The 24,210-nt window shown below is 71.0% G+C and carries 24 protein-coding genes and 1 riboswitch; of the genes, 12 read left to right on the top strand and 12 right to left on the bottom strand.

All coding sequences use genetic code 11. The features are described 5' to 3' along the window. Positions 1–113 precede the first annotated feature (113 nt). On the bottom strand, positions 114–914 hold the full coding sequence (gene hisN / locus ACFW01_RS11620) for a histidinol-phosphatase (RefSeq protein WP_384503147.1): 801 nt from the start codon (positions 912–914) through the stop codon (positions 114–116). A gap of 189 nt (positions 915–1,103) precedes the next feature. On the opposite strand from hisN, the gene ACFW01_RS11615 reads away from it, so the two are divergent. Continuing rightward, on the top strand, positions 1,104–1,715 hold the full coding sequence (locus tag ACFW01_RS11615; protein ID WP_384503145.1) for a TetR/AcrR family transcriptional regulator: 612 nt from the start codon (positions 1,104–1,106) through the stop codon (positions 1,713–1,715). A 47-nt stretch (positions 1,716–1,762) separates the two neighbouring features. Here the strand turns inward: ACFW01_RS11615 and ACFW01_RS11610 are convergent, their stop codons facing one another. From ACFW01_RS11610 to ACFW01_RS11595, 4 genes are all read right to left on the bottom strand, one after another. Beyond that, positions 1,763–2,086, bottom strand: a complete 324-nt coding sequence (locus tag ACFW01_RS11610; RefSeq protein WP_064729742.1) for a multidrug efflux SMR transporter — start codon at positions 2,084–2,086, stop codon at positions 1,763–1,765. A gap of 160 nt (positions 2,087–2,246) precedes the next feature. Further along, positions 2,247–3,260 (bottom strand): ribosome small subunit-dependent GTPase A, encoded by a 1,014-nt coding sequence (gene rsgA / locus ACFW01_RS11605; protein WP_384503143.1) that lies wholly within the window; start codon positions 3,258–3,260, stop codon positions 2,247–2,249. Between the two features lie 12 nt (positions 3,261–3,272). Then, a complete protein-coding gene (aroA, locus tag ACFW01_RS11600) occupies positions 3,273–4,589 on the bottom strand; it encodes a 3-phosphoshikimate 1-carboxyvinyltransferase (RefSeq protein WP_234954794.1) in 1,317 nt (438 codons plus the stop codon). A gap of 134 nt (positions 4,590–4,723) precedes the next feature. Next, positions 4,724–5,446: a M50 family metallopeptidase gene (locus tag ACFW01_RS11595; protein ID WP_122616139.1), complete on the bottom strand. Its 723-nt coding sequence runs from the start codon at positions 5,444–5,446 to the stop codon at positions 4,724–4,726. Between the two features lie 50 nt (positions 5,447–5,496). Between ACFW01_RS11595 and ACFW01_RS11590 the strand changes: the two genes are divergently transcribed. The 10 genes from ACFW01_RS11590 to ACFW01_RS11545 all read left to right on the top strand — a co-directional run bounded on the left by ACFW01_RS11590 (position 5,497) and on the right by ACFW01_RS11545 (position 15,551). Next, complete coding sequence (locus ACFW01_RS11590; RefSeq protein WP_384503140.1) at positions 5,497–6,312, top strand: SOS response-associated peptidase; 816 nt, start codon at positions 5,497–5,499, stop codon at positions 6,310–6,312. Position 6,313: 1 nt separating this feature from the next. Beyond that, entirely contained in the window at positions 6,314–6,988 is a 675-nt protein-coding gene (locus ACFW01_RS11585; protein ID WP_384503138.1) for an alpha/beta family hydrolase, read from the top strand. 260 nt (positions 6,989–7,248) lie between these two features. Further along, entirely contained in the window at positions 7,249–7,932 is a 684-nt protein-coding gene (gene sigR / locus ACFW01_RS11580; protein WP_234955406.1) for an RNA polymerase sigma factor SigR, read from the top strand. Further along, positions 7,929–8,240, top strand: coding sequence for a mycothiol system anti-sigma-R factor (gene rsrA / locus ACFW01_RS11575; RefSeq protein WP_234954790.1), 312 nt, complete (start codon positions 7,929–7,931; stop codon positions 8,238–8,240). The genes sigR and rsrA overlap by 4 nt, the downstream gene beginning before the upstream one ends. A gap of 108 nt (positions 8,241–8,348) precedes the next feature. Next, the gene (locus ACFW01_RS11570) at positions 8,349–9,683 is read left to right on the top strand and encodes an HD-GYP domain-containing protein (RefSeq protein ID WP_384503135.1); all 1,335 of its coding nucleotides are present in this window, start codon (positions 8,349–8,351) and stop codon (positions 9,681–9,683) included. Next, a complete protein-coding gene (locus ACFW01_RS11565) occupies positions 9,680–10,948 on the top strand; it encodes an HD-GYP domain-containing protein (RefSeq protein ID WP_384503133.1) in 1,269 nt (422 codons plus the stop codon). The genes ACFW01_RS11570 and ACFW01_RS11565 overlap by 4 nt, the downstream gene beginning before the upstream one ends. Before the next feature lie 113 nt (positions 10,949–11,061). After that, on the top strand, positions 11,062–12,042 hold the full coding sequence (locus ACFW01_RS11560) for a hypothetical protein (RefSeq protein WP_122616143.1): 981 nt from the start codon (positions 11,062–11,064) through the stop codon (positions 12,040–12,042). A gap of 150 nt (positions 12,043–12,192) precedes the next feature. Next, positions 12,193–12,843: a peptide deformylase gene (gene def / locus ACFW01_RS11555; protein WP_384503131.1), complete on the top strand. Its 651-nt coding sequence runs from the start codon at positions 12,193–12,195 to the stop codon at positions 12,841–12,843. A gap of 249 nt (positions 12,844–13,092) precedes the next feature. Then, positions 13,093–14,178: an epi-isozizaene synthase gene (gene cyc1, locus ACFW01_RS11550; RefSeq protein ID WP_384503129.1), complete on the top strand. Its 1,086-nt coding sequence runs from the start codon at positions 13,093–13,095 to the stop codon at positions 14,176–14,178. Then, positions 14,175–15,551 (top strand): cytochrome P450, encoded by a 1,377-nt coding sequence (locus ACFW01_RS11545; RefSeq protein WP_384503127.1) that lies wholly within the window; start codon positions 14,175–14,177, stop codon positions 15,549–15,551. Before cyc1 ends, ACFW01_RS11545 begins: the two co-directional genes overlap by 4 nt. Before the next feature lie 3 nt (positions 15,552–15,554). On the opposite strand, the gene ACFW01_RS11540 is transcribed toward ACFW01_RS11545, so the two are convergent. After that, the gene (locus ACFW01_RS11540; protein WP_234954784.1) at positions 15,555–16,523 is read right to left on the bottom strand and encodes a helix-turn-helix domain-containing protein; all 969 of its coding nucleotides are present in this window, start codon (positions 16,521–16,523) and stop codon (positions 15,555–15,557) included. Positions 16,524–16,615: 92 nt separating this feature from the next. Here ACFW01_RS11540 and ACFW01_RS11535 point away from each other — a divergent pair, with 92 nt between their 5' ends. After that, positions 16,616–16,867 (top strand): hypothetical protein, encoded by a 252-nt coding sequence (locus ACFW01_RS11535; RefSeq protein WP_234954783.1) that lies wholly within the window; start codon positions 16,616–16,618, stop codon positions 16,865–16,867. Here ACFW01_RS11535 and ACFW01_RS11530 read toward each other — a convergent pair. From ACFW01_RS11530 to ACFW01_RS11505, 6 genes are all read right to left on the bottom strand, one after another. Then, positions 16,780–17,793 carry a ribonucleotide-diphosphate reductase subunit beta gene (locus tag ACFW01_RS11530; protein ID WP_125491935.1) on the bottom strand — a complete coding sequence of 338 codons (1,014 nt, stop codon included), beginning with the start codon at positions 17,791–17,793 and terminating at the stop codon, positions 16,780–16,782. The genes ACFW01_RS11535 and ACFW01_RS11530 overlap by 88 nt on opposite strands. After that, positions 17,793–20,180, bottom strand: coding sequence for a ribonucleoside-diphosphate reductase subunit alpha (locus ACFW01_RS11525; RefSeq protein WP_384503124.1), 2,388 nt, complete (start codon positions 20,178–20,180; stop codon positions 17,793–17,795). Before ACFW01_RS11525 ends, ACFW01_RS11530 begins: the two co-directional genes overlap by 1 nt. Positions 20,181–20,303: 123 nt before the next feature. Next, positions 20,304–20,466: riboswitch (cobalamin riboswitch) on the bottom strand. Positions 20,467–20,513: 47 nt separating this feature from the next. Then, entirely contained in the window at positions 20,514–21,020 is a 507-nt protein-coding gene (locus ACFW01_RS11520; RefSeq protein WP_234954781.1) for a GNAT family N-acetyltransferase, read from the bottom strand. A 100-nt stretch (positions 21,021–21,120) separates the two neighbouring features. After that, positions 21,121–22,731, bottom strand: a complete 1,611-nt coding sequence (mctP, locus tag ACFW01_RS11515) for a monocarboxylate uptake permease MctP (protein WP_234954779.1) — start codon at positions 22,729–22,731, stop codon at positions 21,121–21,123. Continuing rightward, a complete protein-coding gene (locus ACFW01_RS11510) occupies positions 22,728–22,985 on the bottom strand; it encodes a DUF3311 domain-containing protein (RefSeq protein WP_234954777.1) in 258 nt (85 codons plus the stop codon). Before ACFW01_RS11510 ends, mctP begins: the two co-directional genes overlap by 4 nt. Positions 22,986–23,317: 332 nt before the next feature. Beyond that, a complete protein-coding gene (locus tag ACFW01_RS11505; RefSeq protein ID WP_003973740.1) occupies positions 23,318–24,082 on the bottom strand; it encodes a GntR family transcriptional regulator in 765 nt (254 codons plus the stop codon). Between the last annotated feature and the right edge of the window lie 128 nt (positions 24,083–24,210).

Genomic DNA, 24,210 nt, shown 5'->3' with positions numbered 1-24,210 from the left:
CGGTGATCCATGAGTTAGTTCATGGATTCACAAGTTCACAAGTGGGGGGACTCTCAGGGTGGCAGGTAAAGCGGGGGTCAACAAGGGGGCGTGGAGGGGGAGTCGGCGGGCGCTCAGTAGCGCTGGTTCAGATAGCCGAGGAGTTCGTCGTGCAGGCGGCCGTTCGACGCCGCCGCGTTGCCGCTGTGCGGGCCGTGGCGCCCGTCGAGGCCGGTGAAGGTACCGCCGGCCTCCGTGACGATGATGGCGTTCGCGGCCATGTCCCAGAGGGACAGCTCGGGTTCGGCGCAGATGTCCACCGAGCCCTCGGCGACCATCATGTACGGCCAGAAGTCGCCGTACGCGCGCGTGCGCCACACCTCGCGGGTGAGGTCGAGGAAGCCGTCCAGCCGTCCCTGCTCCTCCCAGCCGCCGAGCGACGAGTACGCGAACGAGGCGTCCGAGAGCGTGGACACCTGGGAGACCTGGAGCCTGGAGGCGGAGGTCAGGCTGCGGCCGGTGAACGCGCCGTGGTCCTGCACCGCCCACCAACGGCGCCCGAGGGCCGGGGCGGAGACCAGCCCGACCACGGGCTGATAGCCGCCCTCGCCGGCCTCCATGAGCGCGATCAGGGTGGCCCAGACGGGGACGCCCCGGACGTAGTTCTTGGTGCCGTCGATCGGGTCGATCACCCAGCGACGGGTGCCGGCTCCCGTGGTGCCGAACTCCTCGCCCTGCACCGAGTCGCGGGGGCGGGCGCGGGCGAGGTGGCCGCGGATGAGTTCCTCGGCGGCCTTGTCCGCCTCGCTCACCGGGGTCATGTCCGGCTTCGTCTCGACCTTGAGGTCGAGGGCCTTGAAGCGGTCCATCGTCGCCGCGTCGGCGGCGTCGGCGAGCACGTGGGCGAGGCGGAGGTCGTCGAGGTAGTCGGGCATGCGGCAACCGTATCGGCCCGGGACGCGCGGGAGCCACCAGGGGTTTGGCGGGCGTGGCGGATCACGGAGGCGGAGCCGCCGGGCGGATGCGCCCCATGGCCTGTGCCCGCTCCGGCGCGAGGACCCTTGACAGTGACCCCATACCCGTCAAATCTGGGCACGAAGCCGCTCGGCCCGAGGGAGGCGACGGTGCCCGCAGCCCGGAAGTCCCTGCTCGACGCCGCTTACCAGGCGTTGGCGCACCGGCCGTGGTCCGCCGTGCGGATGGTGGACGTCGCGGCGGCGGCCGGGGTGTCCCGGCAGACGCTGTACAACGAGTTCGGCAGCAAGGAGGGCCTCGCGCGGGCGCTCGTGCGGCGGGAGGCCGACGGCTATCTCGCGGGCGTGGACCGCGCGCTCGCCGGGCCCAGCGACCCGCGTGAACGGCTCACCGCGACCGCCGAGTGGATGACGTCCGCCGCCCACGAGAACGCGCTGGTCCGGGCGCTACTCACCGGCTGCTGGAGCGAGCGGCTGCCCGCACCGGAGCTGACGGCCGTGCCGTCCTCCTCCGCCGCGCCGGCCCAGCGCCGGGCCGACGGTCCGCTGCCCTCGCCCGGCGACTTCGTGGCTCTGGTCCGCGACCGTGCCGTGGCCGTCCTGTACGGCGCCGACCCGCCGGCCCCGCCGGACGCCGCCGAACTGACCCGCTCCTGCGAACTGGCCGTGCGGCTCGCCCTGTCCTGCGTCGCGGCACCGCCCGGCGACGGCGGCGTGGCCGACCTCGTGCGCACCGCCCTGCCGCGCCGGTCGACGGCGTAGGGCCTGTTGCGAGAGCCCCGCCCGTCGGGCGACACCGTGCACGCGGCTCAGTGCGCCGAGCCCGACAGCTGGAGTCCGATCACGCCGATGATGACGAAACTGATCGAGACGATCTTCAGGGTCGAGACCAGATCGCCGAGGAAGACCATGCCGTAGATGGCGGTGCCCGCGGCGCCGATGCCGGTCCACACGGCGTAGGCGGGGCCGACGTCGAGCCTCTTCAGGGCCAGGGTCAGCAGTCCGAAACTGCCCAGGGCGAAGGCGCAGAAGGCGACGGTGGGCCAGAGCCGGGTGAAGCCGTGCGACAGCTTCAGGCAGACGGCGAAGCCGGTCTCGAGCAACCCGGCCACGATGACCAGCAGCCACGCCATGTCTTGTCCTCCCGTAGTCCCGTACCGTGACCGCTGCTTCGTCCGGTGCTGTGTCCGGTGGCCGTTACCGGGTCGCTTCGTCCGGATGTGCGCGGGCTCGGTTCCGGCTTGGTGCGATTATGCACTCACCGGTACCACGGCACGGCAAACAACGCGGAGGTCAGTCGCCTTCCTTCCGTTCGCGCGTCGACAGCAGCCGGCGCAGCGAGTACAGCCGTGCCGGGTCGGCGTGGCCCTCGGCGACCCACGCGTCCAGCGCGCAGTCCTGCTCGTCGTGGCTGCACGCGCGGGGGCACCCCTCCGTGCCGGGCACCAGGTCGGGGAAGGCGTTGATGACCCGCGACGGATCGATGTGCGCCAGCCCGAACGACCGTACGCCCGGGGTGTCGACGACCCAGCCGCCCGCCTCGGACGACAGCGGCAGGGCGAGTGCCGAGGTCGTGGTGTGCCGGCCGCGGCCCGTCACCGCGTTCACATGACCCGTCACCCGGCGGCGGTCCTGCGGCACCAGAGTGTTGACGAGCGTCGTCTTGCCGACGCCGGAGTGGCCGACGAAGGCGGTGATCTTCCCGTCCAGATGCTCGCGCACCAGGCCGGCCGCGGCGCCGTTCTCCAGCTCCTCGCGACTGGTGACGACGTACGGGATGTCCAACGCGCCGTACAGCTCCAGGAGTTCGTCCGGCGGCGCCAGGTCCGACTTGGTCATCACCAGCAGCGGGGTGAGGCCGCCGTCGAACGCCGCGACCAGGCAGCGGTCGATCAGGCGGGGGCGCGGCTCCGGGTCGGCCAGGGCGGTGACGATGGCGAGCTGGTCGGCGTTGGCGACGACCACGCGCTCGTAGGGGTCGTCGTCGTCCGCGGTGCGGCGCAGCAGGGACGCGCGTTCCTCGATGCGGACGATGCGCGCGAGGGTGTCCTTCTTGCCGGAGAGATCGCCGACCAGTGCCACCCGGTCGCCGACCACCGCCGCCTTGCGGCCCAGTTCCCTGGCCTTCATCGCCATCACGACCCGGTCCTCGACCAGACAGGTCAGCCGGCCGCGGTCCACGGTGAGGACCAGGCCCTCCGCGGCGTCCTCGTGCTTGGGCCGGATGTGGGTGCGCGGCCGGTTGCCCTTGCGGTTGGGGCGGGAGCGGATGTCGTCCTCGTCGGTGTGCTTGCCGTAGCGGCGCATGGCGAACAGTCCCTACGCCCCGAGCATCCCGGTCCACAGGTCGGGGAAGTCGGGCAGGGTCTTGGCGGTCGTGGCCACGTTCTCGATGCGCACTCCCTCGACCGCGAGGCCGAGGATCGCCCCGGCGGTGGCCATGCGGTGGTCCTCGTACGTGTGGAAGACGCCGCCGTGCAGGGGACGCGGGCGGATGTGCAGACCGTCGGCGGTCTCGGTGACGTCGCCGCCGAGTTCGTTGATCTCCTTGGTGAGCGCGGCCAGGCGGTCCGTCTCGTGCAGCCGCAGGTGCGCCACCCCGCGCAGGGTCGAGGGGGAGTCCGCGAGGGCGGCGACGGCCGCGATGCCCGGGGTCAGCTCGCCGACCTCGCCGAGGTCGACGTCGATGCCGTGAACGGCGCCCGATCCGGTGAAGACCAGCCCGTAGTCGGCCAGTTCGCAGGAACCGCCCATCTCGGTGAAGATCTCCCGCAGCCGGTCGCCGGGCTGGGTGGTCTGGGACGGCCAGTCGGGGATCACGACCTTGCCGCCGGTGATCAGGGCCGCGGCCAGGAACGGCTGGGCGTTGGAGAGGTCCGGCTCGACCGTCAGGTCCCGGCCCAGGAGCGCGCCCGGCGTGACCCGCCAGACGTTCGGCTCGCCGCCCGACTCCGGGGTGTCGACCTGGGCGCCCACCGAGCGCAGCATGTCGACGGTCATCCGGATGTGCGGCATGGACGGCAGCGCGGAGCCGGTGTGGCGGACCTCGACGCCCTGGTTGAAGCGCGGGCCGGACAGCAGCAGGGCGCTGACGAACTGCGAGGACGACGACGCGTCGATCTCGACCGGGCCGCCCTCCAGCGCGCCCCCGCCGTGCACGGTCAGCGGCAGCGCGCCGCGCCCGTCGTCGTCGACGCGGGCACCCAGGACGCGCAGCGCGTCGATCACGCCGTGCAGCGGGCGCTCGTAGGACCGCGGATCGCCGTCGAAGCGGACGGGGCCGTCCACGAGCGTGGCGACCGGCGGGAGGAAACGCATGACCGTGCCCGCGTTGCCGACGTCGACCGTGGCCGGGCCGCGCAGTCCCGCCGGGATGACCCGCCAGAACTCACCGCTGCCCTCCGGGCCGACGCCCTCCTCGATCTCGACGCCCATCGCGCGCAGCGCCTCGGCCATCAGCAGGGTGTCGCGGGAGCGCAGCGGACGGCGCAGCCAGCCGGGCTCGGAGGCGAGGGCGGCCAGCACCAGGGCGCGGTTGGTGACCGACTTGGACCCGGGCACCTGGACGGTCGCGTCGACGGCTCCGCTCGCGTGCGGTGCGGGCCAGAGGGCGGTGTGCGTGGGGTTCACGGTCATGGGCCCCACTTTAATGGCTGAAGCCGATCGGAGATCTTGATCAAAAGCGGCGAAACCTGACCGAAATCGCGACAGCGCACATGCCGTGCATATATGCGGGCGCGGATATCCGGGCGCGTGCGGGCGCCCGTGCGTCACAGCTCAAGGAGCCAGCGTCCCCCGCCGACCAGCGAGCACAGCGACACCGCGTGGAACAGGAAGAACCAGACCCCCGCCGGCGCGTGGGTCAGCCGGGCCAGCTGGTCCGCGTCCGAGTCGCCCGCGCCGCCCCGGGCCCGCTTGGCCTGCAGCTCGAAGGCCGGACGCACCCCGCCGAGCAGCAGGAACCAGACCACCGCGTACGCGAACGCCGCCTGCACCTGAGGTCCGGCCAGCCAGGAGACCAGGACGAACGTGCCGCCGGTGAGCACCACCGTCAGCATCCCGTACGCGTTGCGGACCATCACCAGCAGGGCGACGAGCAGCGCCGTCGCCAGCCACAGCAGCAGGGTGATGCGCCCCGCGGCCAGCAGCGCGGCGCCGCCGAGGCCGAGCAGCGGGGGAGCGGTGTAGCCGGCCACCGCCGTCAGGATCATCCCGACGCCGGTCGGCTTGCCGCGGCTCACCGTCAGGCCGCTGGTGTCCGAGTGCAGGGTGATCCCGGTCAGGGTGCGGCCGGTGAGCAGCGCCACGAGCCCGTGTCCGCCCTCGTGCGCGATGGTGATCGCGTTGCGCGCTATCCGCCACGGGCGGTGCGGCACGACGACGACCAGCGCGGCCACCAGCGTCGCGATCACCACCCACAGGTCGGGATCGGGCTGGGTGCCGGATACCTCGTCCCACAGAGAGGGGAGCGAGGCCGTTGCGAGGTGGTCCATGTTCGGTGAGGGCTCCTCGTGTCTGCGCGGGGTCTGGCAGTGTGGCACGTATGTGCGGACGGTATGCGGCGAGTCGTCGACCCGAGGATCTCGCGGGAATCTTCGAGATCGAGAAGTGGGAGCCCAAGGAGAGCTTGGAGCCCGACTACAACGTGGCGCCCACCAAGGAGGTCCATGCCGTTCTGGACCGTCCCCTGAAGGACGCCGAGGACCCGGATCCGGTTCGGCAGCTGCGGAAGCTGAAGTGGGGGCTCGTCCCGTCCTGGTCCAAGACCCCCGAGGGCGGGGCGCGGATGATCAACGCCCGCGCGGAGACCGTCCACGAGAAGCCCTCCTACCGGCGCGCCTTCAGCAGCAGGCGCTGCATCCTGCCCGCCGACGGCTACTACGAGTGGGTCACCGGCAAGCAGGAGCGGGACCTGGAGGTCGAGGGACGCAAGAAGCGGCCCCGCAAGCAGCCGTACTTCGTCACACCCGCCGACGGGTCCGTGTTTGCCATGGCCGGGCTCTACGAGTTCTGGCGGGACAGGACGCTGCCGGACGACCACCCGCAGGCCTGGTGGGTGACGTGCTCGGTGATCACGACCGAGGCCGAGACCACCCCCCTGGCGGTCGCCCCGGCCGACGGGCCGCACGCGCTCTCCGACATCCACCCCCGGATGCCCCTGATGCTGACGCCGGACCGCTGGGACGACTGGCTCGACCCGGCACGCACCGACCCCGACGAGCTGAGGTCGCTGCTGGCGCCCCCGCCCGCCGGAATGATGCGGGCGTTCCCGGTCTCCACCGCGGTGAGCAACGTGCGCAACAACGGGCCGGAGCTGCTCAAGGAGCTGGAGGCGCCGGAAGAGGGCACACTCTTCTGACGTGACGCATGTGACGAAGAAGACGCCCGAGACGCCCGAGGCGGTCGAGGCGGTCGAGACCGACGCCGGGCCCGCCCGCATCACCTGGCACCGGGCGGGGAAGCCCCGTCTCGTCCTCGCCGCGAGCCACGGCGCCGGCGGCGGCATCGAGGCGCGCGACCTGCGGGCGCTGGCGGCCGCACTGCCCGCCCACGGAGTGAGCGTGGCCCTGGTCGAGCAGCCCTGGCGGGTGGCCGGCAAGAAGCTGGCGCCCGCGCCGAAGACCCTCGACACCGGCTGGCGCGGCCTCTGGCCCGCGCTGACCGCACCGGGACTGCCCGTGATCGCGGGCGGCCGCAGCGCCGGCGCCCGCGTCGCCTGCCGCACCGCCCGCGAACTCGGCGCCCACGCCGTCCTCGCCCTGAGCTTCCCCCTGCACCCGCCGGGCAGGCCCGAGAAGTCCCGCGCCGACGAGCTGCTGGGGGCGGGCGTCCCCACCCTCGTCGTGCAGGGCGGCAACGACCCCTTCGGGAGGCCGGGGGAGTTCCCCGAGGCCGCCGAGGGCACGTACGACCTCGTCGAGGTGCCGTACGGCGATCACGGCTTCGCCGTGCCCAAGCGGGCGGAGACCACCCAGGAGGCGGCCCTGGAGCTGATCACCGAGAGGGTCGCGAAGTGGGTCGGCTCACTTGGGTGAACGCCTGGGAATGACCGGCGTGCGCCCACTGTTGTGCCGGACGTACGTTGCTGAGAATCAGCACCGACGCCGTAGGAGAGGAAGTCCGCCGCATGGGTTCGACCTTCTGCCCTCGTCGCAGCAGCGGCCGCGCCGACCTGGACTGGACGGTGCTGCACGCGGCGAAGACCGCCCCTATTCGGGCGGCGGGCGGACCGGATCGTCGTCTATCCTCCGATTCGAGTGGGGCCGGTCTCGGTTTCACCACGTCACTGGAGGAGGTGGGTCCGGTCACTGGGACCGACGCAGGGACCGAACACGGCCAGGCGGAGCAGCCCGAGGGCCGGGGCACGAGCGCGGAGTCGACCGCCGAGCGCAGCGCGCGCTTCGAGCGGGACGCGCTGGAGTTCCTCGACCAGATGTACTCGGCCGCGCTGCGCATGACGCGTAATCCGGCCGACGCCGAGGACCTGGTGCAGGAGACCTACGCCAAGGCGTACGCGTCCTTCCACCAGTTCCGCGAGGGCACCAACCTCAAGGCGTGGCTGTACCGCATCCTCACCAACACCTTCATCAACTCGTACCGCAAGAAGCAGCGCGAGCCCCAGCGCAGCGCGGCCGAGGAGATCGAGGACTGGCAGCTCGCGCGTGCCGAGTCGCACATGTCGACCGGTCTGCGCTCCGCCGAGTCGCAGGCGCTGGACCACCTGCCCGACTCGGACGTGAAGCAGGCCCTCCAGGCCATCCCCGAGGAGTTCCGCATCGCCGTCTATCTGGCGGACGTCGAGGGGTTTGCCTACAAGGAGATCGCCGACATCATGGGGACACCCATCGGTACGGTCATGTCCCGGCTGCACCGTGGACGCCGTCAGCTGCGCGGCATGCTGGAGGACTACGCCCGCGACCGCGGTCTGGTCCCGGCCGGCGCCGGAGAGTCGAACGAAGCGAAAGGCTCGGGGTCATGAGCTGCGGAGAGCCGCACGAGACGGATTGCAGCGAAATCCTCGATCATCTCTACGAGTTCCTCGACAAGGAGATGCCGGACTCGGACTGCGTGAAGTTCGAGCACCACTTCGAGGAGTGCTCGCCCTGCCTGGAGAAGTACGGGCTGGAGCAGGCCGTGAAGAAGCTGGTCAAGCGGTGCTGCGGACAGGACGACGTGCCGGGTGACCTGCGCGCCAAGGTCATGGGCAGGCTCGACCTGATCCGGTCCGGACAGTCCGTGCCCGAGCACGACGTCACGGCCGCACCGCCGGCTCCCCAGGAGTCCTGAGCCCTCCCGAGTCACTCGTACGTGCTAATCCGCGGGTTATCTGCCCGCGGCCTCCCCACCGCCGTCCTAGGCTCCGGAGCCTGACAGGCGTGGCCGGGGGAGGGGATCATGGACGCGGTACCGGCTCGGGCGCGCGTGTACGTCGCCGGTGTCGTCCTGGCCGCACTCGTCTGCCTGCGGTCACTGCCCTCGACACCCACGCCCTGGCGGGCGGTGCTGCTGCTCGCCGTGCTGTACGCGGGCTCCGAGCTGGTCGCGCGGTTCCGCTCCGTCGGTACCTGCTACCCCGTCCTGCTCACGGGTGCCTTCCTGCTCCCGCCGTCCGCCGCGGCGCTCGTCGCACTGCCGGGAGCCCTGCTGTCCCCGGTGCCGAGGCGGCCCTTCGCGCTGCGGCGGGTCTGGCGGGCCGCACAGCTGACGCTCGCCGTCTGGGCCGCCGCGTACCTCCACGGGCGGCTCGGCGGGCGGGACGCGCTCGTCGAGCCCGACTTCCCGTACGCGCTCGTGCCCGCCGGGGCCGCGCTACTGGCGTTCTGCCTGGTACTCACCCTGCTGGACGGCGGCATCCTGGCGCTCGCCGACCCGGTGCCGGCGGGCCGGGCATGGCGAGGACTGTTCACCAGGACGCTCGGACCGGTCGCCGTGCACGGGCTCGCCGGGCTGATGATGGCCGTCCTGTGGCGCAGCCCGTACGGTCCGGTGGCCGCGCTGCTCGTGCTGCTGCCGATGTGTGTCGCGTGGTGGGCGTTCGCCCAGTACCACCGGGAGCGGGCCGCGCACCAGGCGACCATCCGCGCGCTCGTGCAGGCCGTCGACATCAAGGACGGCTACACCCGCGGACACAGCGAGCGCGTCGGCCGGGCCAGCATGATGATCGCCCGCGAGCTGGGCATGGACGACGAGCGGGTCGAGACGCTCCGCTTCGCCGGCATCCTGCACGACGTGGGCAAGCTCGGCGTGCCCACCCGGCTGCTGCGCAAGGAGGGGGCGCTGACGCCCGAGGAGCGGCGGGTGATCGAACTGCACCCGGAGTACGGGCACGAGATGGTGCGCGGCATCCGCTTCCTGGGGGAGGCCCGGGCCGCCGTCCTCCACCACCACGAACGGCTGGACGGCAGCGGCTACCCCTACGGCCTGGTCGGCGACCGCATCCCCGAGTCGGCCCGCGTGGTGGCCGTCGCCGACGCCTTCGACGCGATGACCTCCACCCGCTCCTACCGCAGGGCCCGTCCCGTCGCCGCGGCGGTGGAGGAGCTCCAACGGTGTGCCGGGAAACAGTTCGACCCCCGGATGGTGGGCGCGCTGGTCCGCGCCCTGGGCCGGCACGGCTGGCACCCGTCGGTCACGGCCGACGGCACCGCCGCTGTCCCGACGGCCGCGGCGATCCCCGGCCGGGCAGGTGGACGGGGCGCGCGCGACAGCGTCGGGAGACGTGCCGTATGAGCGGGCCACTGGCGCCCCGGCTGCGGGGCCGGCCTCCGCTGGTTCCCCTCCTCATCCGCGCCGCCGCCGGACTCGTCGTCGTGCTCTGCCTCGCCTCCGTGCTGTGGTCGGGGCTCGTCCACCGGCCCGTCGCGCTCGCCTTCGGTGTGCTGGTCGCCCTCGGCGAGCTGACCCGCCGCGCCGACGCCGAGGCCCGCGAGGCTGCTCCGCTCGGCGCCGCCGGGGCACTGGCGTACGCGCTGCTCGGGGAGGTCGCCGGGCGGCCCGCCCCGCACGGCGTCGCCCAGACCGTCACCGTCGTCCTCGCCGCGTCGCTGACCGGCAGCGTGCCCTACACGGCCCGGGGCAGCGGGCCCGTCCTCGACCACCTGGCGCGGCGCGTGCTCACCGTCGCCTTCGCCGCGGTGTGCTTCCAGCCGCTCTCCGTCCAGGGCACCTTCCGCGACTGGAGCGGCCCCGCGTACGCGCTGCTGCTGATCGCGCTGCTCGCCCTGACCACGCTGTGCGACGCCGTGCTCGCCGCGGCACCCGCGCACGCCCGCACCGGCTGGCCCTTCGGCCCGCTGCTGCGCGAGGAGCTGCGCGGCATGGTCGGGATCACCACCGCGGTGTGCGCGACCGGGGTGGTGATGGCGCTCGCGGTGGGCGTCGCGGGCCTCTGGGCGCTCCCCGTCTTCTGCGTGCCACTGCTGCTCGCCCAGCTGTCCTACCGCCGCTACGCGGCCGTCCGGGCCACCTACCGGCAGACCATCGCGTCCCTGGCCAGGGCCACCGAGATCGCCGGGTACACCCCGGCCGGACACGCGCGCCGCGTCGCCGAGCTGAGCGGGGCCGTGGGCCGCGACCTGGGGCTGTCGGGGCCCGAGCTGACCGTGCTGGAGTACGCGGCCCTGATGCACGACATCGGCCAGCTCAGCCTGGTCGACCCGGTACCCGCGGGTGCCACCGCCGGCCTGCCCGTCCCGGAGCAGCGGCGGATCGCGCTGCTGGGCGGCGCCGTGGTCCGCCAGACCGGCGTCGACCCGGCTGTCGCGGTGGTCGTGGAGCGCCAGGCCGACCCCTGCCGGGAGCAGCCGCCGGCCGCGCGGATCGTACGGGTGGTGAACGCCTACGAGGAGAAGGCGCGGGACGCCGGTCCCGGCGGCGGTCTCACGGCCCTGGAGGAGCTGCGCCTGGCCACCGCGGACGACTACGCTCCGGACGTGGTGGAAGCACTGGCCCGAGTGCTTTCGCGATCCAGTCTTACCTCGCCCTCGGCTGGGTAACCCATGGGTAATGAGCGCCTCTCCAGCCGTACGTGGTTTGATGCGCAGGAAAGGGTGTCCGGGGGCGCGAAAGGCACAGCCAGCCCACAGAACGGAACTGGCAGGCGGGAATGGTGAGGATCTTCGGCAAGGCACGGCACCGGCCCTCCGCCTCCTGGCGGCAGGCCACCGACCGCGCGTTCACGCTGATCGGCGACGGTCGCTACGAGGACGCGGGGGCGCTGCTGACGCGGGCCGCCGACCTGGAACCCTGGCTGTCGGAGTCGTGGTTCAACCTCGCCCTGCTGCACAAGTTCCGGCACGACTGGGAGCAGGCCAGGGCGGCCGGGCTGCGGGCCGTCGCGCTCCTCGACCGGGACACCGGCGCCCCCGACTGGTGGAACGTCGGCATCGCGGCGACCGCCCTGCAGGACTGGCCGCTGGCCCGCCGGGCCTGGCAGGCGTACGGACTGCGCACCCCCGGGGACGCGACGGACGCCGGTGAGCCGCTCGGCATGGAACTCGGCAGCGCGGCCGTACGACTGTCCCCCGAGGGGGAGGCCGAGGTCGTGTGGGGGCGGCGCCTGGACCCCGCCCGCGTGGAGGTGCTGTCCATCCCGCTGCCGTCGTCCGGGCGGCGCTGGGGCGAGGTCGTCCTGCACGACGGGGTGCCGCACGGAGAGCGGTCCACCGCGGCCGGGCACTCCTACCCGGTCTTCGACGAGATCGAGCTGTGGGCGCCGTCGCCCGTGCCCACCTGGGTCGTCCTCCTGGAGGCGGCCACCGAGTCCGACCGGGACGCGCTGGAGCAGCTGGCGGCCGACGCCGGATTCGCCGCCGAGGACTGGTCGTCCTCGGTCCGGCTGCTGTGCCGGATGTGCTCGGAGTCCCGGATGCCGTCCGACGAAGGCGAGGGCGAGCACCTCGACCCGCACGACCACAGCGAACCGGGACATCCCGGGCCCCTCGGGCACCGTACGGACGGGCAGCTGTGGGTGCCGGAGCGGGAGTGCGGGGTGGCTGCGCCGGCTGCGCTGGTGAAGGGGTTGCTGGACGGGTGGGTCGCGGACAGTCCTGATTCTCGGGATTGGCGGGATCTGGAAGAGGTCTGCTGAGGTCGTTCTTCGTCGGCCGGTCCGTCGTGGCTGGTCGCGCCCACGCGGCGGAGCCGCACATGGACACCGTCCCGCGCCCCTGAAAGGGCGCGTCACCGTACCCTGTATCAAGCATTCAGCCAGGTTCATCCAGGAAGGCATACGTCGGTCATGGCCCAGCAGGACACCGATCAGCAGCACGTGGGCGTGCTCCCCGTGGACGACGAGGGCTTCGTCGTCGACACCGAGGACTGCGAGGAGCGCGAGGCGGCCTGGCGTGAGCGGGGCGCCTCGCGTCCGATCACGGTGGTCGGCAATCCGGTGCTGCACACGGAGTGCGCGGACGTCACCGACTTCGGCGAGGGGTTCCAGCAGCTGGTGGCGGACATGTTCGCCAGCCAGCGCACCGCCGAGGGTGTGGGCCTGGCCGCCAACCAGATCGGCGTCCCCCAGAAGGTCTTCGTCTACGACTGCCCCGACGACGAGGGCGTCCGCCACGTCGGCGTGGTCTGCAACCCGGTCCTCGTCGAACTGCCCGCCGACCGGCGCCGCCTGGACGACAGCAACGAGGGCTGCCTCTCCGTGCCGACCGCCTACGCGCCGCTGGCCCGCCCCGACTACGCCGAGGTGACCGGGCAGGACGAGAAGGGCAACCCGGTCAAGGTGCGGGGCACCGGCTACTTCGCACGGTGTTTGCAGCACGAGACGGATCATCTGTACGGATACCTGTACATCGACCGGCTCTCCAAGCGTGAACGCAAGGACGCGCTGCGGCAGATGGCCGAGAACGAGCCGCGTTACCCCGTGGTCGCGAACGACTGATACCGCCCCACCCGTCACACCTCTCCCTTGCGCACGGCGCCTGTTCGGGTCTCCCCCGGGCGGGCGCCGTTCGTCTGCCGAAACCTGCCACACAACAGGAGAATTCAGGCATCTGGGGGTAGTGAATGGAGCAAATCCGTTCCCAGAACGGTCAGTTGTGGTGCTGAATGGGAAGTGCGGGGATTCGCAACGGCGCACGCCCCGCTCAGCGAGAGGGGTGCGCCACCGGCGGCTGAGAGGGGTTTGTCCGTGCATGCTTTCCCACATGGCACCACAGCGACACCGACCGCGATCGCAGTACCGTCATCGCTTCGTCTCCCGGTGATCGAGGCGGCATTTCCCCGGCAACTGCACCCGTATTGGCCGAGGCTCCAGGAGAAGACGCGTACCTGGCTGCTCGAAAAACGGCTCATGCCGGCGGACAAGGTCGAGGAATATGCCGACGGCCTGTGCTACACGGACCTCATGGCGGGGTACTACCTGGGTGCCCCCGAGCCGGTCCTGCAGGCGATAGCGGACTACAGCGCGTGGTTCTTCGTCTGGGACGACCGGCACGACCGGGACATCGTCCACGGCCGGGCCGGCGCCTGGCGGCGACTGCGCGACCTGCTGCACACGGCACTCGACTCACCCGGGGAACACCTGCACCACGAGGACACCCTGGTGGCCGGGTTCGCCGACAGTGTGCGGCGCCTGTACGCCTTCCTGCCGACGACCTGGAACGCCCGGTTCGCCCGGCACTTCCACGCGGTGATCGAGGCGTACGACCGGGAATTCCACAACCGCACCCGCGGAATCGTGCCCGGAGTCGAGGAGTATCTCGAACTGCGCCGGCTCACCTTCGCCCACTGGATCTGGACCGACCTGCTTGAGCCGAGCGCAGGCTGCGAGCTGCCGGACGCGGTACGGAAACACCCGGCCTATCGCAGGGCGGCGCTCCTGAGTCAGGAATTCGCGGCCTGGTACAACGACCTGTGCTCCCTGCCCAAGGAAATCGCGGGCGACGAGGTTCACAATCTCGGCATCAGCCTCATCACGCATCAGGGGCTCACCCTGGAAGAGGCCATTGTGGAAGTCAGGCGACGCGTCGAGGAATCCATCACCGAATTCCTCGCGGTGGAGCAGGAGGCGTTACGGTTCGCCGACTCGCTGGCCGACGGAACCGTACGCGGAAAGGAACTGAGCGGCGCCGTGCGGACCAACGTCGGCAATATGCGGAACTGGTTCAGTTCCGTCTACTGGTTCCATCACGAGTCCGGCCGGTACATGGTCGACAGCTGGGACGACCGGTCCACGCCCCCGTACGTCAACAACGAAGCGGCAGGTGAGAAATGACCGTCGAGTCCGTCAACCCCGAGACCCGCGCGGAAGCGGCGCCGGAGCTGCGCGAGCCGCCCTTCGCGGGTGGCGGCGTACCCCTGCTCGGCCACGGCTGGCGGCTGGCCCGCGACCCGCTGGCCTACATGTCCCAGCTGCGCGACCACGGCGACATCGTGCGCATCAGGTTGGGCCCCAAGACCGTCTACGCGGTCACCGCCCCCGAACTCACCGGCGCCCTCGCGCTGAGCCCTGACTACCACATAGCCGGTCCGCTGTGGGAGTCGCTGGAGGGCCTGCTCGGCAAGGAGGGCGTGGCCACCGCCAACGGCCCGCTCCACCGGCGCCAGCGGCGCACCATCCAGCCGGCCTTCAAACTCGACGCGATCCCCGCGTACGGGCCGATCATGGAGGAGGAGGCGCACGCGCTGACCGAGCGCTGGCGGGCGGGCCGGACCGTCGACGCGACCTCCGAGTCCTTCCGGGTGGCGGTGCGCGTCGCGGCCCGCTGCCTGCTGCGCGGGCAGTACATGGACGAGCGCGCCGAGCGGCTGTGCGTCGCGCTCGCCACCGTCTTCCGGGGCATGTACCGGCGCATGGTCGTCCCGCTCGGACCGCTCTACCGGCTGCCGCTTCCGGCCAACCGCAAATTCAACAACGCGTTGGCCGATCTGCATCTGCTGGTGGACGAGATCATCGCCGAGCGCCGCGCGTCCGGTCAAAAGCCGGACGATTTGCTCACGGCATTGCTGGAGGCGAAGGACGACAATGGCGACCCGATCGGGGAACAGGAGATCCACGACCAGGTCGTCGCGATACTCACCCCGGGCAGTGAAACCATCGCCTCCACGATCATGTGGTTGCTGCAGGCACTTGCCGACCACCCGGAACATGCCGACCGCATACACGACGAAGTCGAAGCGGTGACCGGCGGACGCCCCGTGACATTCAGGGACGTCCGCAAGCTCACGCACACCGGCAATGTCATCGTGGAAGCCATGCGTTTGCGCCCGGCCGTATGGGTATTGACCCGCCGCTCGGTGGCCGAGACCGAACTCGGTGGCTATCGCATTCCGGCCGGTTCGGACATCATCTACAGTCCGTACGCAATCCAGCGCGATGCGAAGTCGTACGCCGACAACCTGGAGTTCGACCCGGACCGCTGGCTTCCGGAGCGTGCTCGGAATGTGCCGAAATACGCCATGAAGCCGTTCAGCGTCGGCAATCGCAAGTGCCCCAGCGACCACTTCTCCATGGCACAGCTGACGCTGATCACGGCCGCGCTCGCCACGAAGTACCGCTTCGAGCAGGTGGCGGGCTCGAACGACGCCGTCCGGGTCGGCATCACCCTGCGACCGCACGACCTGCGGGTCCGGCCGGTGGCTCGGTGACGCTCAGGCGGCGGCCTCCGGGCCCCGGAAGGCGCGCCGGTAGGCGTGCGGCGTGGTGCCCAGGGCCCTGACGAACTGGTGCCTGAGGGCCGCCGCCGTACCGAAACCGGTGCGCCAGGCGATCGTGTCCATCGTCTCGTCCGTCGCCTCGAGGAGCCGCTGGGCCAGCAGTACGCGCTGGCGCAGGATCCAGCGGTAGGGAGTCGTGCCCGTCTCCTGCTGGAAACGGCGGGCGAAGGTGCGCGGGGACATGTGCGCCCGGGCCGCGAGCTGTTCGACGGTGACCTCCTCGTCGAGGTGCTGCTCCATCCAGGCCAGCACCTCGCCGACGGTGTCGCAGGAGGAGCGCGGCAGCGGGCGTTCGATGTACTGCGCCTGCCCGCCGTCCCGGTGCGGCGGCACCACCATGCGCCGGGCGATCCGGTTGGCGACCTCGGGACCCTGTTCCTTGCGCACGATGTGCAGGCAGGCGTCGATCCCGGCGGCGGTCCCGGCGGAGGTGATCACCGGTTCCTCGTCGACGTAGAGCACGTCGGGCGCCACCACGGCCCGCGGGTACTGGCGGCTCAGCTCGGCCGCGTGGCGCCAGTGCACCGCGCACCGCCGCCCGTCCAGCAGCCCGGCGGCGCCCAGTACGAAGACCCCGGAGCAGACGCTCAGCACGCGCGCGCCCCGGTCCACCGCCTGCCGCAGGGCGTCGAGCAGCTCGGGCGGATACTGCCGGCGGACGAAGTCGCTGCCCGCCGGCACGGCGATCAGGTCGGCCTCGGCCAGCCGGTCGAGGCCGTACGGCGTGGACACGGTCAGTCCGCCGACGTGGGTGCCGAGCGAGGGGCCCTCCGCGGAGACCACCGCGAAGTCGTACCCCGGCAGCCCCTCGTCGCTCCGGTCGATGCCGAAGACCTCGCAGACCACGCCGAGTTCGAAGGGATGCACACCGTCGAGCAGGACGGCGGCCACGTTTTCGAGCATGTTCCCAGTGTGCACCCAAAGTGGCAGGAAATCGAGGCCCTACGGCAGTCCTGCCACTCCCGGTAAGGAGTATCCGGCGCGACAGTGGTGTCATGAACGGAAACGAGATCGAAGCCCTGATCGGAATGCTCGTGACCTTCGGACTCCTGGTCCTCATGGTCCTCCCCTCGGTGATCGGCATCGTGCGCGACCGGCGCATCGACCGTCAGCTCAGGGAGGCCCAGGAGAACCGGGGAGAAAGGGAGACCGCTCGGACTCAGAAGTCCTCGTCCAGGTCGACGGTGCCCTCCACCGCCACCTGGTACGCCGAGGGACGCCGCTCGAAGAAGTTGGTCAGCTCCTGAACGCCCTGCAGCTCCATGAAGGAGAAGGGGTTCTCCGAGCCGTACACGGGGGCGAAGCCGAGGCGCGTCAGACGCTGGTCGGCGACGCACTCCAGGTACTCCCGCATCGAGTCGGTGTTCATGCCCGGGAGGCCGTCACCGCACAGGTCGCGCGCGAACTGCAGCTCGGCCTCGACGGCCTCCCGCAGCATGTCGGTGACCTGCTGCTCGAGCCGCTCGTCGAACAGCTCCGGCTCCTCCTTGCGCACGGTGTCGACCACGTCGAAGGCGAAGGACATGTGCATCGTCTCGTCCCGGAACACCCAGTTGGTGCCGGTGGCCAGACCGTGCAGCAGACCCCGGCTGCGGAACCAGTAGACGTACGCGAAGGCGCCGTAGAAGAACAGTCCCTCGATGCAGGCGGCGAAGCAGATGAGGTTCAGCAGGAAACGGCGGCGGTCGGCCTGGTTCTCCAGGCGGTCGATCGACTCGACCGAGTCCATCCACCTGAAGCAGAACTCGGCCTTCTCGCGGATGGAGGGGATGTTCTCCACGGCCGCGAAGGCGGCGTTGCGGTCCTCCGGGTCGGGCAGGTAGGTGTCCAGCAGCGTCAGATAGAACTGGACGTGGACGGCCTCCTCGAACAGCTGCCGCGACAGGTACAGGCGCGCCTCGGGGGAGTTGATGTGCTTGTAGAGGGTCAGCACCAGGTTGTTCGCCACGATCGAGTCACCGGTGGCGAAGAAGGCCACCAGCCGGCCGATCAGGTGCTGCTCCTCGGGGCTGAGCTTCGCGAGGTCGGCGACGTCCGAGTGGAGGTCGACCTCCTCGACGTGCCAGGTGTTCTTGATGGCGTCCCGGTAGCGCTCGTAGAAGTCGGGGTAGCGCATGGGGCGCAGGGTCAGTTCGAAGCCCGGGTCGAGCAGGTTCTTGGTGTTCTCGGTCATTACTGGCAGGCCTCGCAGGACTCGGGGTTTTCCAGGGAGCAGGCGACCGCCTCGGGGTCCGGGGCGGCCTGGGCGGGGACGGTGGCCCGGCCGGCGGCGCGGGCGATCCTCGTCGCCGGGCGCGAACGCAGGTAGTAGGTGGTCTTCAGGCCCTGCTTCCAGGCGTACGCGTACATCGAGGAGAGCTTCCCGATGGTCGGCGTCTCCAGGAACAGGTTCAGCGACTGGGCCTGGTCGAGGTACGGGGTGCGGGCGGCGGCCATGTCGATCAGGCCGCGCTGCGGGATCTCCCAGGCGGTGCGGTACAGCGCGCGGACGTCCGCGGGGATCCAGCTGAACTCCTGGACCGAGCCGTTGGCCTCGCGCAGCGCCTCGCGGGTGCGGGCGTCCCACACGCCGAGCCGCTTGAGGTCGTTCACCAGGTACGAGTTGACCTGGAGGAACTCGCCGGACAGCGTCTCGCGCTTGAACAGGTTGGACACCTGCGGCTCGATGCACTCGTAGACGCCCGCGATGGAGGCGATGGTGGCGGTCGGCGCGATGGCGAGCAGCAGGGAGTTGCGCAGCCCGGTGGTGGCCATGCGCTCGCGCAGCGCCGCCCAGCGCTCCGGCCAGGTGGTCTCGACGCCGTAGTGGTCGGGGTGGAGCACGCCGCGGGCGGTACGGGTCTTCTCCCAGGCCGGCAGCGGGCCGTTGCGCTCGGCGAGGTCGGTGGACGTCTCGTACGCGGCGAGCATGATCCGCTCGGCGATGCGGCTGGACAGGGCCTTCGCCTCGGGCGAGTCGAAGGGCAGACGGAGCTGGAAGAAGACGTCCTGCAGGCCCATCGCGCCGAGGCCCACCGGGCGCCAGCGGGCGTTGGAGCGACCCGCCTGCTCGGTCGGGTAGAAGTTGATGTCGACGACCCGGTCCAGGAAGGTGACCGCGGTGCGGACGGTGGCGTCCAGCCGCTCCCAGTCGATGTCGCCCTTCGCCACGTCGACGAAGGCGCCGAGGTTGACCGAGCCCAGGTTGCAGACCGCGGTCTCGCCGTCGTCCGTGACCTCCAGGATCTCCGTGCAGAGGTTGGAGGAGTGGATGACGTTGCCCGGCTCGGCCGTCTGGTTGGCGGTGCGGTTGGCGGTGTCCTTGAAGGTCATCCAGCCGTTGCCGGTCTGCGCGAGGGTGCGCATCATGCGGCCGTACAGCTCACGGGCGGGCAGGGTCCTGCGGGCGAGCCCGGCGGCCTCGGCCGCGCGGTAGGCCGCGTCGAACTCGGCGCCGTACAGGTCGGTCAGCTCGGGCACGTCGGCGGGCGAGAACAGCGACCACTGGCCGTCGGCGTCCACGCGGCGCATGAACTCGTCCGGGATCCAGTGCGCCAGGTTCAGGTTGTGCGTGCGGCGGGCGTCCTCGCCGGTGTTGTCCCGCAGCTCCAGGAACTCCTCGATGTCCGCGTGCCAGGTCTCCAGGTAGACCGCCGCCGCGCCCTTGCGCCGGCCGCCCTGGTTCACGGCCGCCACCGAGGCGTCCAGCGTCTTGAGGAACGGGACGATGCCGTTGGAGTGCCCGTTGGTGCCGCGGATCAGCGAACCCCGGGAGCGGACGCGGGAGTAGGCGATGCCGATGCCGCCGGCGTGCTTGGAGAGGCGGGCGACCTGGTGCAGGCGGTCGTAGAGGGAGTCCAGCTCGTCCTTGGGGGAGTCGAGAAGGTAACAGGACGACATCTGGGCGTGCCGGGTGCCCGAGTTGAACAGGGTGGGGGAGGAGGGCAGGTAGTCGAGGCGGCTCATCAGGCCGTAGAGCGCGCTGACCTCGTCCACGGAGCGGGCGGTGTCGTCCTCGGCGAGGCCGGCGGCGACCCGCAGCATGAAGTGCTGGGGCGTCTCGACGACCTTGCGGGTGATCGGGTGCCGCAGCAGGTAGCGGCTGTGCAGGGTGCGCAGCCCGAAGTAGCCGAAGCGGTCGTCGGCGGCCCGGTCGATCGTCGCGTCCAGCCGGTCCGCGTGCTGCCGTACGAACTCGGCGGTGCGGTCGGCGATCAGGCCCTCGCGGTGGCCGGTGGCGACCGACTCGGTGAAGGACGTGACGCCCTGGGAAGCGGCCTCCGCGCGGATGCCGATGGTCAGCAGCCGGGCGGCCAGGCGGGAGTAGACCGGGTCCTCGGAGATGAGACCGGCCGCCGCCTCCGTGGCCAGCTCCCGCAGCTCGGCCTCGTCCGCGTGGGCGGAGCGGCCGCGCAGCGCGGCGGCGGCGACCCGGCCGGGGTCGGCGTCGGGGAGGTCGGCGGTCAGCGCGGTCAGGGTCCGCAGCAGGGCGGCACCGGGTCCGTCGGACTCCTCGGTCACCGGCATCGCTGAAGTCGTCACCGGGGTCGCTGCGGCCGGATCGGCTGGCGCGATGGTCACGTGGGGGCACTCCCTCGCTCGGCACGGGGCCTGGCGGAGGGCAGGGGGCAGCACACGAGCGCACGCGGCGTCGCGTCCACCGGCCCACTCCACGAGGCCCGGACGTCATGGCACCCGGGCCGGGAGGCCGGGCGCACTGTCGGCAGGTCCTCGGACTGAGACACGCGTGCACGTACGTCCGAGAACGTACGGATGCACGCATGTACACCGTTGCGGGACAGTTCCGGATTCACACCGGATTCCCCTGCGGCGACAGCGAGCACGAGCATACATCTTGTGCCGGGCTCCGCCAGCACCCCCAGATGTTGTGTCCGCCAGCGTGTCGGGGTGGTGTCAGAGCGTCAGTTCGTAGGTGAGGAGAGTGATGTCGTCCAGCTCCGGCAAGGGGTTCCAGTCGCGGTCCGGGGTGCGGGTGAAGCCCAGGCGCGCGTAGAGGCGGTGGGCGGTGCGCATGGTGGCCTGGGTGGACAGCACGACGCGCGCGCAGCCCTCCACGGACCTTGCGCGGTCGACGCAGGCCCGCACGAGCGCCTCGCCGGCCCCGCGTCCGCGTGCCTCGCGGGCGACGGCGAGCATGCGTATCTCGGCCTCACCGGGCCGGGCGATGTCCGCCATGGGCCCGCCGGAGGGCACGAAGGTCACGCCGCCGAGCACCCCGCCGTCCGCCGCGGCGACCAGCACCTCGGCGGCCGCCGCCCGCTTGCCCACGGCGCGCAGCTCGTGCAGGTACGCGTCGTCCTCCCCGAAGTCGAGGAGGCCGTCGCGCAGGTAGGCCTGTGCGGTGATCTCGCCGAGGGTGTCGTACTCCTCGGCCGCCGCCCGCCGTATCACGAAGTCCATGACCCCGAGTGTGCCCGACGGGTACGACAACGGGCCGCCGGATTTCTCCGACGGCCCGCTGCGGAAGAAGGACCTGTGGGGAAGGACCTCCAGGAAGGACCTAGTGCGAGGTGCCCGCCGTGGCCGGCGGCAGTTCGACCTCGACGCCCGGGTCGCCCGCGTCCGCCGTGTAGTCGCTCGGCTTGGTCTCGTCGACGCCGTCGGGCGCCTTGACCGCCCGCAGGACGAAGGTCAGGACCACGGTGACCAGGATGTTCAGCACGAAGGCGGTGAGACCGATGTAGCCGATCTCGCCGATGCCGGGGATCTCCTCGGAGGAGCCGCCGAAGTGCTTCTGCGTCGGCGAGGCCACGCCGTAGGCGGCGACCGTGCCGTAGACCATGCCGACCGCCCAGCCGCCGAGCAGCGCCCAGCGGTGGAACCAGCGGGTGAACAGGCCGCCGACCAGCGCCGGGAAGGTCTGCAGGATCCAGATGCCGCCGAGCAGCTGGAAGTTGATCGCGACCGTCTTGTCCATGCCCAGGACGAAGACCAGCGCACCCACCTTCACCAGCAGCGACACCAGCTTGGAGACCTTGGTCTCCTGGGCCGGCGTGGCGTCCGGCTTGATGAAGTCCTTGTAGATGTTGCGGGTGAAGAGATTCGCCGCCGCGATCGACATGATCGCCGCCGGCACCAGCGCGCCGATGCCGATGGCCGCGAAGGCCACGCCCGCGAACCAGTCCGGGAACATGTTCTCGAACAGCTGCGGGATCGCCAGCTGCCCGTTCTCCACCTTGACGCCCGCCGCGATCGCCATGAAGCCCAGCAGCGCGAGCAGACCCAGCATCAGCGAGTACAGGGGCAGGATCGTGGTGTTGCGCCGGATCACCTCACGGCTGCGCGAGGACAGCGTCGCGGTGATCGAGTGCGGGTACATGAACAGCGCCAGCGCCGAGCCGAGGGCCAGGGTGGCGTACGTCCACTGGCCGCCGTGGTCCGGCACCAGGCCGCCCTTGCCCGATTCGGTGAACTTGTCGCCGGCCGCGGCGAAGATGTCGTCGAAGCCGCCCAGCTTGATCGGGATGTAGATGATCGCCACCGCGATCACGATGTAGATCAGCGTGTCCTTGACGAACGCGATCAGCGCGGGCGCGCGCAGCCCCGACGAGTAGGTGTACGCGGCCAGCACACCGAAGGCGATCAGCAGCGGCAGGTCCTTGATGAACCAGTTGGTGTCCTCGCCGCCGCCGACGCCCATCACGTCGAGCACGGCCTGGATGCCGACCAGCTGGAGCGCGATGTACGGCATCGTCGCGAGGATGCCGGTGACGGCGACCGCCAGCGACAGGCCCTTCGAGCCGAACCGGCCGCGCACGAAGTCCGAGGTCGTCACGTATCCGTGCTTGTGGGAGACCGACCACAGGCGCGGCAGGAAGGTGAAGATCAGCGGGTAGACCAGGATCGTGTACGGCACCGCGAAGAAGCCTGCCGCGCCCGCCGCGTAGATCGCCGCCGGGACGGCCACGAAGGTGTACGCGGTGTACAGGTCGCCGCCCAGCAGGAACCAGGTGACCCAGGTGCCGAACGACCGGCCGCCGAGGCCCCACTCGTCGAGGCTGTGCTCGTTCGCGGCCCGGCGCCAGCGGGCGGCCAGGAAGCCCATGGCGGTGACGAGGACGAAGAAGAAGATGAAGACGCCGAGCGCGACGCCGTTCACGCCGTCGTTCATTTGGCCCCGCCTTCCCGGCGGGCGCGCTGGTCACGCTGCCACAGCTGGTACGCGATCACCGTGAGCACGGTGGAGATGAGTACCCACGCCATCTGGTACCAGTAGAAGAACGGTATGCCGATGAAGGTCGGGTCCGTCTTCGCGTACGAACCGACCCAGAGCATGGCGACGAACGGTGCGACTAGGCAGAGGCCGATGACGACGCGCACAGGCGTCACCACCGGGCCTCTGCTCACTTCCGGGGCTTGTGACATGCGGTGGCTCCGTCCCCTCGCTGATCACCTCGTGCAGTGCGCACGAAATGTAGGTGACGGCGTCAGGACAGCGGAAGCCCTCGTCCGCATATCGGTCCTGAACTGCAACTTCGCGGTCGGGAGCGGTATGTTCTGCCCGGTTTGTGCTAGGGAGTGCCGTTTGGATCTGGCCGGCTCCGGGCAACGGCGCCTTGCAACCGGCCCGAGCGGGGTCTGGCGCGTGCAGCTGCAAGGCGGAGGAGGGCGACAGGGCGGAGCCCTGGCAACCGACGACAACGCCGCAGATGTGCGTGCCAGACCCCGCGACCCCGGCGAGATCCAAACGGCACCCCCTAGTCCTGGGGGCGCTTCAGGCGGGCCACGAACTTGTAGCGGTCGCCCCGGTACACCGACCGCACCCACTCCACCGGCTGACCGGTGCGGTCCTGGGAGTGCCGGGAGAGCATCAGCATCGGCAGGCCCACGTCGGTGCCGAGCAGGCCGGCCTCGCGCGGGGTGGCCAGCGAGGTCTCGATGGTCTCCTCGGCCTCGGCGAGATGGACGTCGTACACCTCGGCGAGCGCGGTGTACAGGGACGTGTACTTCACCAGGGACCGGCGCAGCGCGGGGAAGCGCTTCGCCGAGAGGTGGGTGGTCTCGATGGCCATCGGCTCGCCGTTGGCCATGCGCAGCCGCTCGATGCGCAGCACCCGTCCGCCGGCCGTGATGTCCAGCAGGCCGGCGAGCCGGTCGTCGGCGGTGATGTAGCCGATGTCCAGCAGCTGCGAGGTGGGTTCGAGGCCCTGGGCCCGCATGTCCTCGGTGTAGGAGGTGAGTTGCAGCGCCTGCGACACCTTGGGCTTGGCGACGAAGGTGCCCTTGCCCTGGATGCGCTCCAGGCGCCCCTCCACCACCAGCTCCTGGAGGGCCTGGCGCACGGTGGTGCGCGAGGTGTCGAACTCGGCGGCCAGGGTGCGCTCCGGCGGGACCGGCGTGCCCGGTGTCTGTGTCCGGGTCATGTCGAGCAGATGCTTCTTCAGACGGTAGTACTTGGGCACGCGCGCGGTACGGACGGTCGCCCCACCCTCGTTCTCCGCACTGCTGACGTCGGTGCTCATGCTCTGCCTTCCCGGCTCCGGGTGCCGAAGTGACCGGCATTCCTGTCGGTCACGGCTCACATCGTGGCACGGCTTCGTGCCGGGATGGCCCCGCACGCTCCGTGATCCCTTCTGTATACCCCCGGGAC

The organism is Streptomyces sp. NPDC058985, assembly GCF_042740985.1.
GTDB lineage: Bacteria > Actinomycetota > Actinomycetes > Streptomycetales > Streptomycetaceae > Streptomyces.
This window is presented reverse-complemented; position numbering and strand designations above follow the sequence as displayed.

What these genes read in the sequence shown, in the direction of transcription:
- ACFW01_RS11545 (WP_384503127.1), top strand. Translation starts at nt 14,175, where the DNA reads ATGACCGTCGAGTCCGTCAACCCCGAGACCCGCGCGGAAGCGGCGCCG.
- ACFW01_RS11540 (WP_234954784.1), bottom strand. Translation starts at nt 16,523, where the DNA reads ATGCTCGAAAACGTGGCCGCCGTCCTGCTCGACGGTGTGCATCCCTTC.
- ACFW01_RS11535 (WP_234954783.1), top strand. Translation starts at nt 16,616, where the DNA reads ATGAACGGAAACGAGATCGAAGCCCTGATCGGAATGCTCGTGACCTTC.
- ACFW01_RS11520 (WP_234954781.1), bottom strand. Translation starts at nt 21,020, where the DNA reads ATGGACTTCGTGATACGGCGGGCGGCGGCCGAGGAGTACGACACCCTC.
- aroA (WP_234954794.1), bottom strand. Translation starts at nt 4,589, where the DNA reads ATGACCGTGAACCCCACGCACACCGCCCTCTGGCCCGCACCGCACGCG.
- mctP (WP_234954779.1), bottom strand. Translation starts at nt 22,731, where the DNA reads ATGAACGACGGCGTGAACGGCGTCGCGCTCGGCGTCTTCATCTTCTTC.
- ACFW01_RS11530 (WP_125491935.1), bottom strand. Translation starts at nt 17,793, where the DNA reads ATGACCGAGAACACCAAGAACCTGCTCGACCCGGGCTTCGAACTGACC.
- ACFW01_RS11510 (WP_234954777.1), bottom strand. Translation starts at nt 22,985, where the DNA reads ATGTCACAAGCCCCGGAAGTGAGCAGAGGCCCGGTGGTGACGCCTGTG.
- ACFW01_RS11570 (WP_384503135.1), top strand. Translation starts at nt 8,349, where the DNA reads ATGGACGCGGTACCGGCTCGGGCGCGCGTGTACGTCGCCGGTGTCGTC.
- ACFW01_RS11505 (WP_003973740.1), bottom strand. Translation starts at nt 24,082, where the DNA reads ATGAGCACCGACGTCAGCAGTGCGGAGAACGAGGGTGGGGCGACCGTC.
- rsgA (WP_384503143.1), bottom strand. Translation starts at nt 3,260, where the DNA reads ATGCGCCGCTACGGCAAGCACACCGACGAGGACGACATCCGCTCCCGC.
- def (WP_384503131.1), top strand. Translation starts at nt 12,193, where the DNA reads ATGGCCCAGCAGGACACCGATCAGCAGCACGTGGGCGTGCTCCCCGTG.
- rsrA (WP_234954790.1), top strand. Translation starts at nt 7,929, where the DNA reads ATGAGCTGCGGAGAGCCGCACGAGACGGATTGCAGCGAAATCCTCGAT.
- ACFW01_RS11595 (WP_122616139.1), bottom strand. Translation starts at nt 5,446, where the DNA reads ATGGACCACCTCGCAACGGCCTCGCTCCCCTCTCTGTGGGACGAGGTA.
- ACFW01_RS11610 (WP_064729742.1), bottom strand. Translation starts at nt 2,086, where the DNA reads ATGGCGTGGCTGCTGGTCATCGTGGCCGGGTTGCTCGAGACCGGCTTC.
- hisN (WP_384503147.1), bottom strand. Translation starts at nt 914, where the DNA reads ATGCCCGACTACCTCGACGACCTCCGCCTCGCCCACGTGCTCGCCGAC.
- ACFW01_RS11565 (WP_384503133.1), top strand. Translation starts at nt 9,680, where the DNA reads ATGAGCGGGCCACTGGCGCCCCGGCTGCGGGGCCGGCCTCCGCTGGTT.
- ACFW01_RS11590 (WP_384503140.1), top strand. Translation starts at nt 5,497, where the DNA reads ATGTGCGGACGGTATGCGGCGAGTCGTCGACCCGAGGATCTCGCGGGA.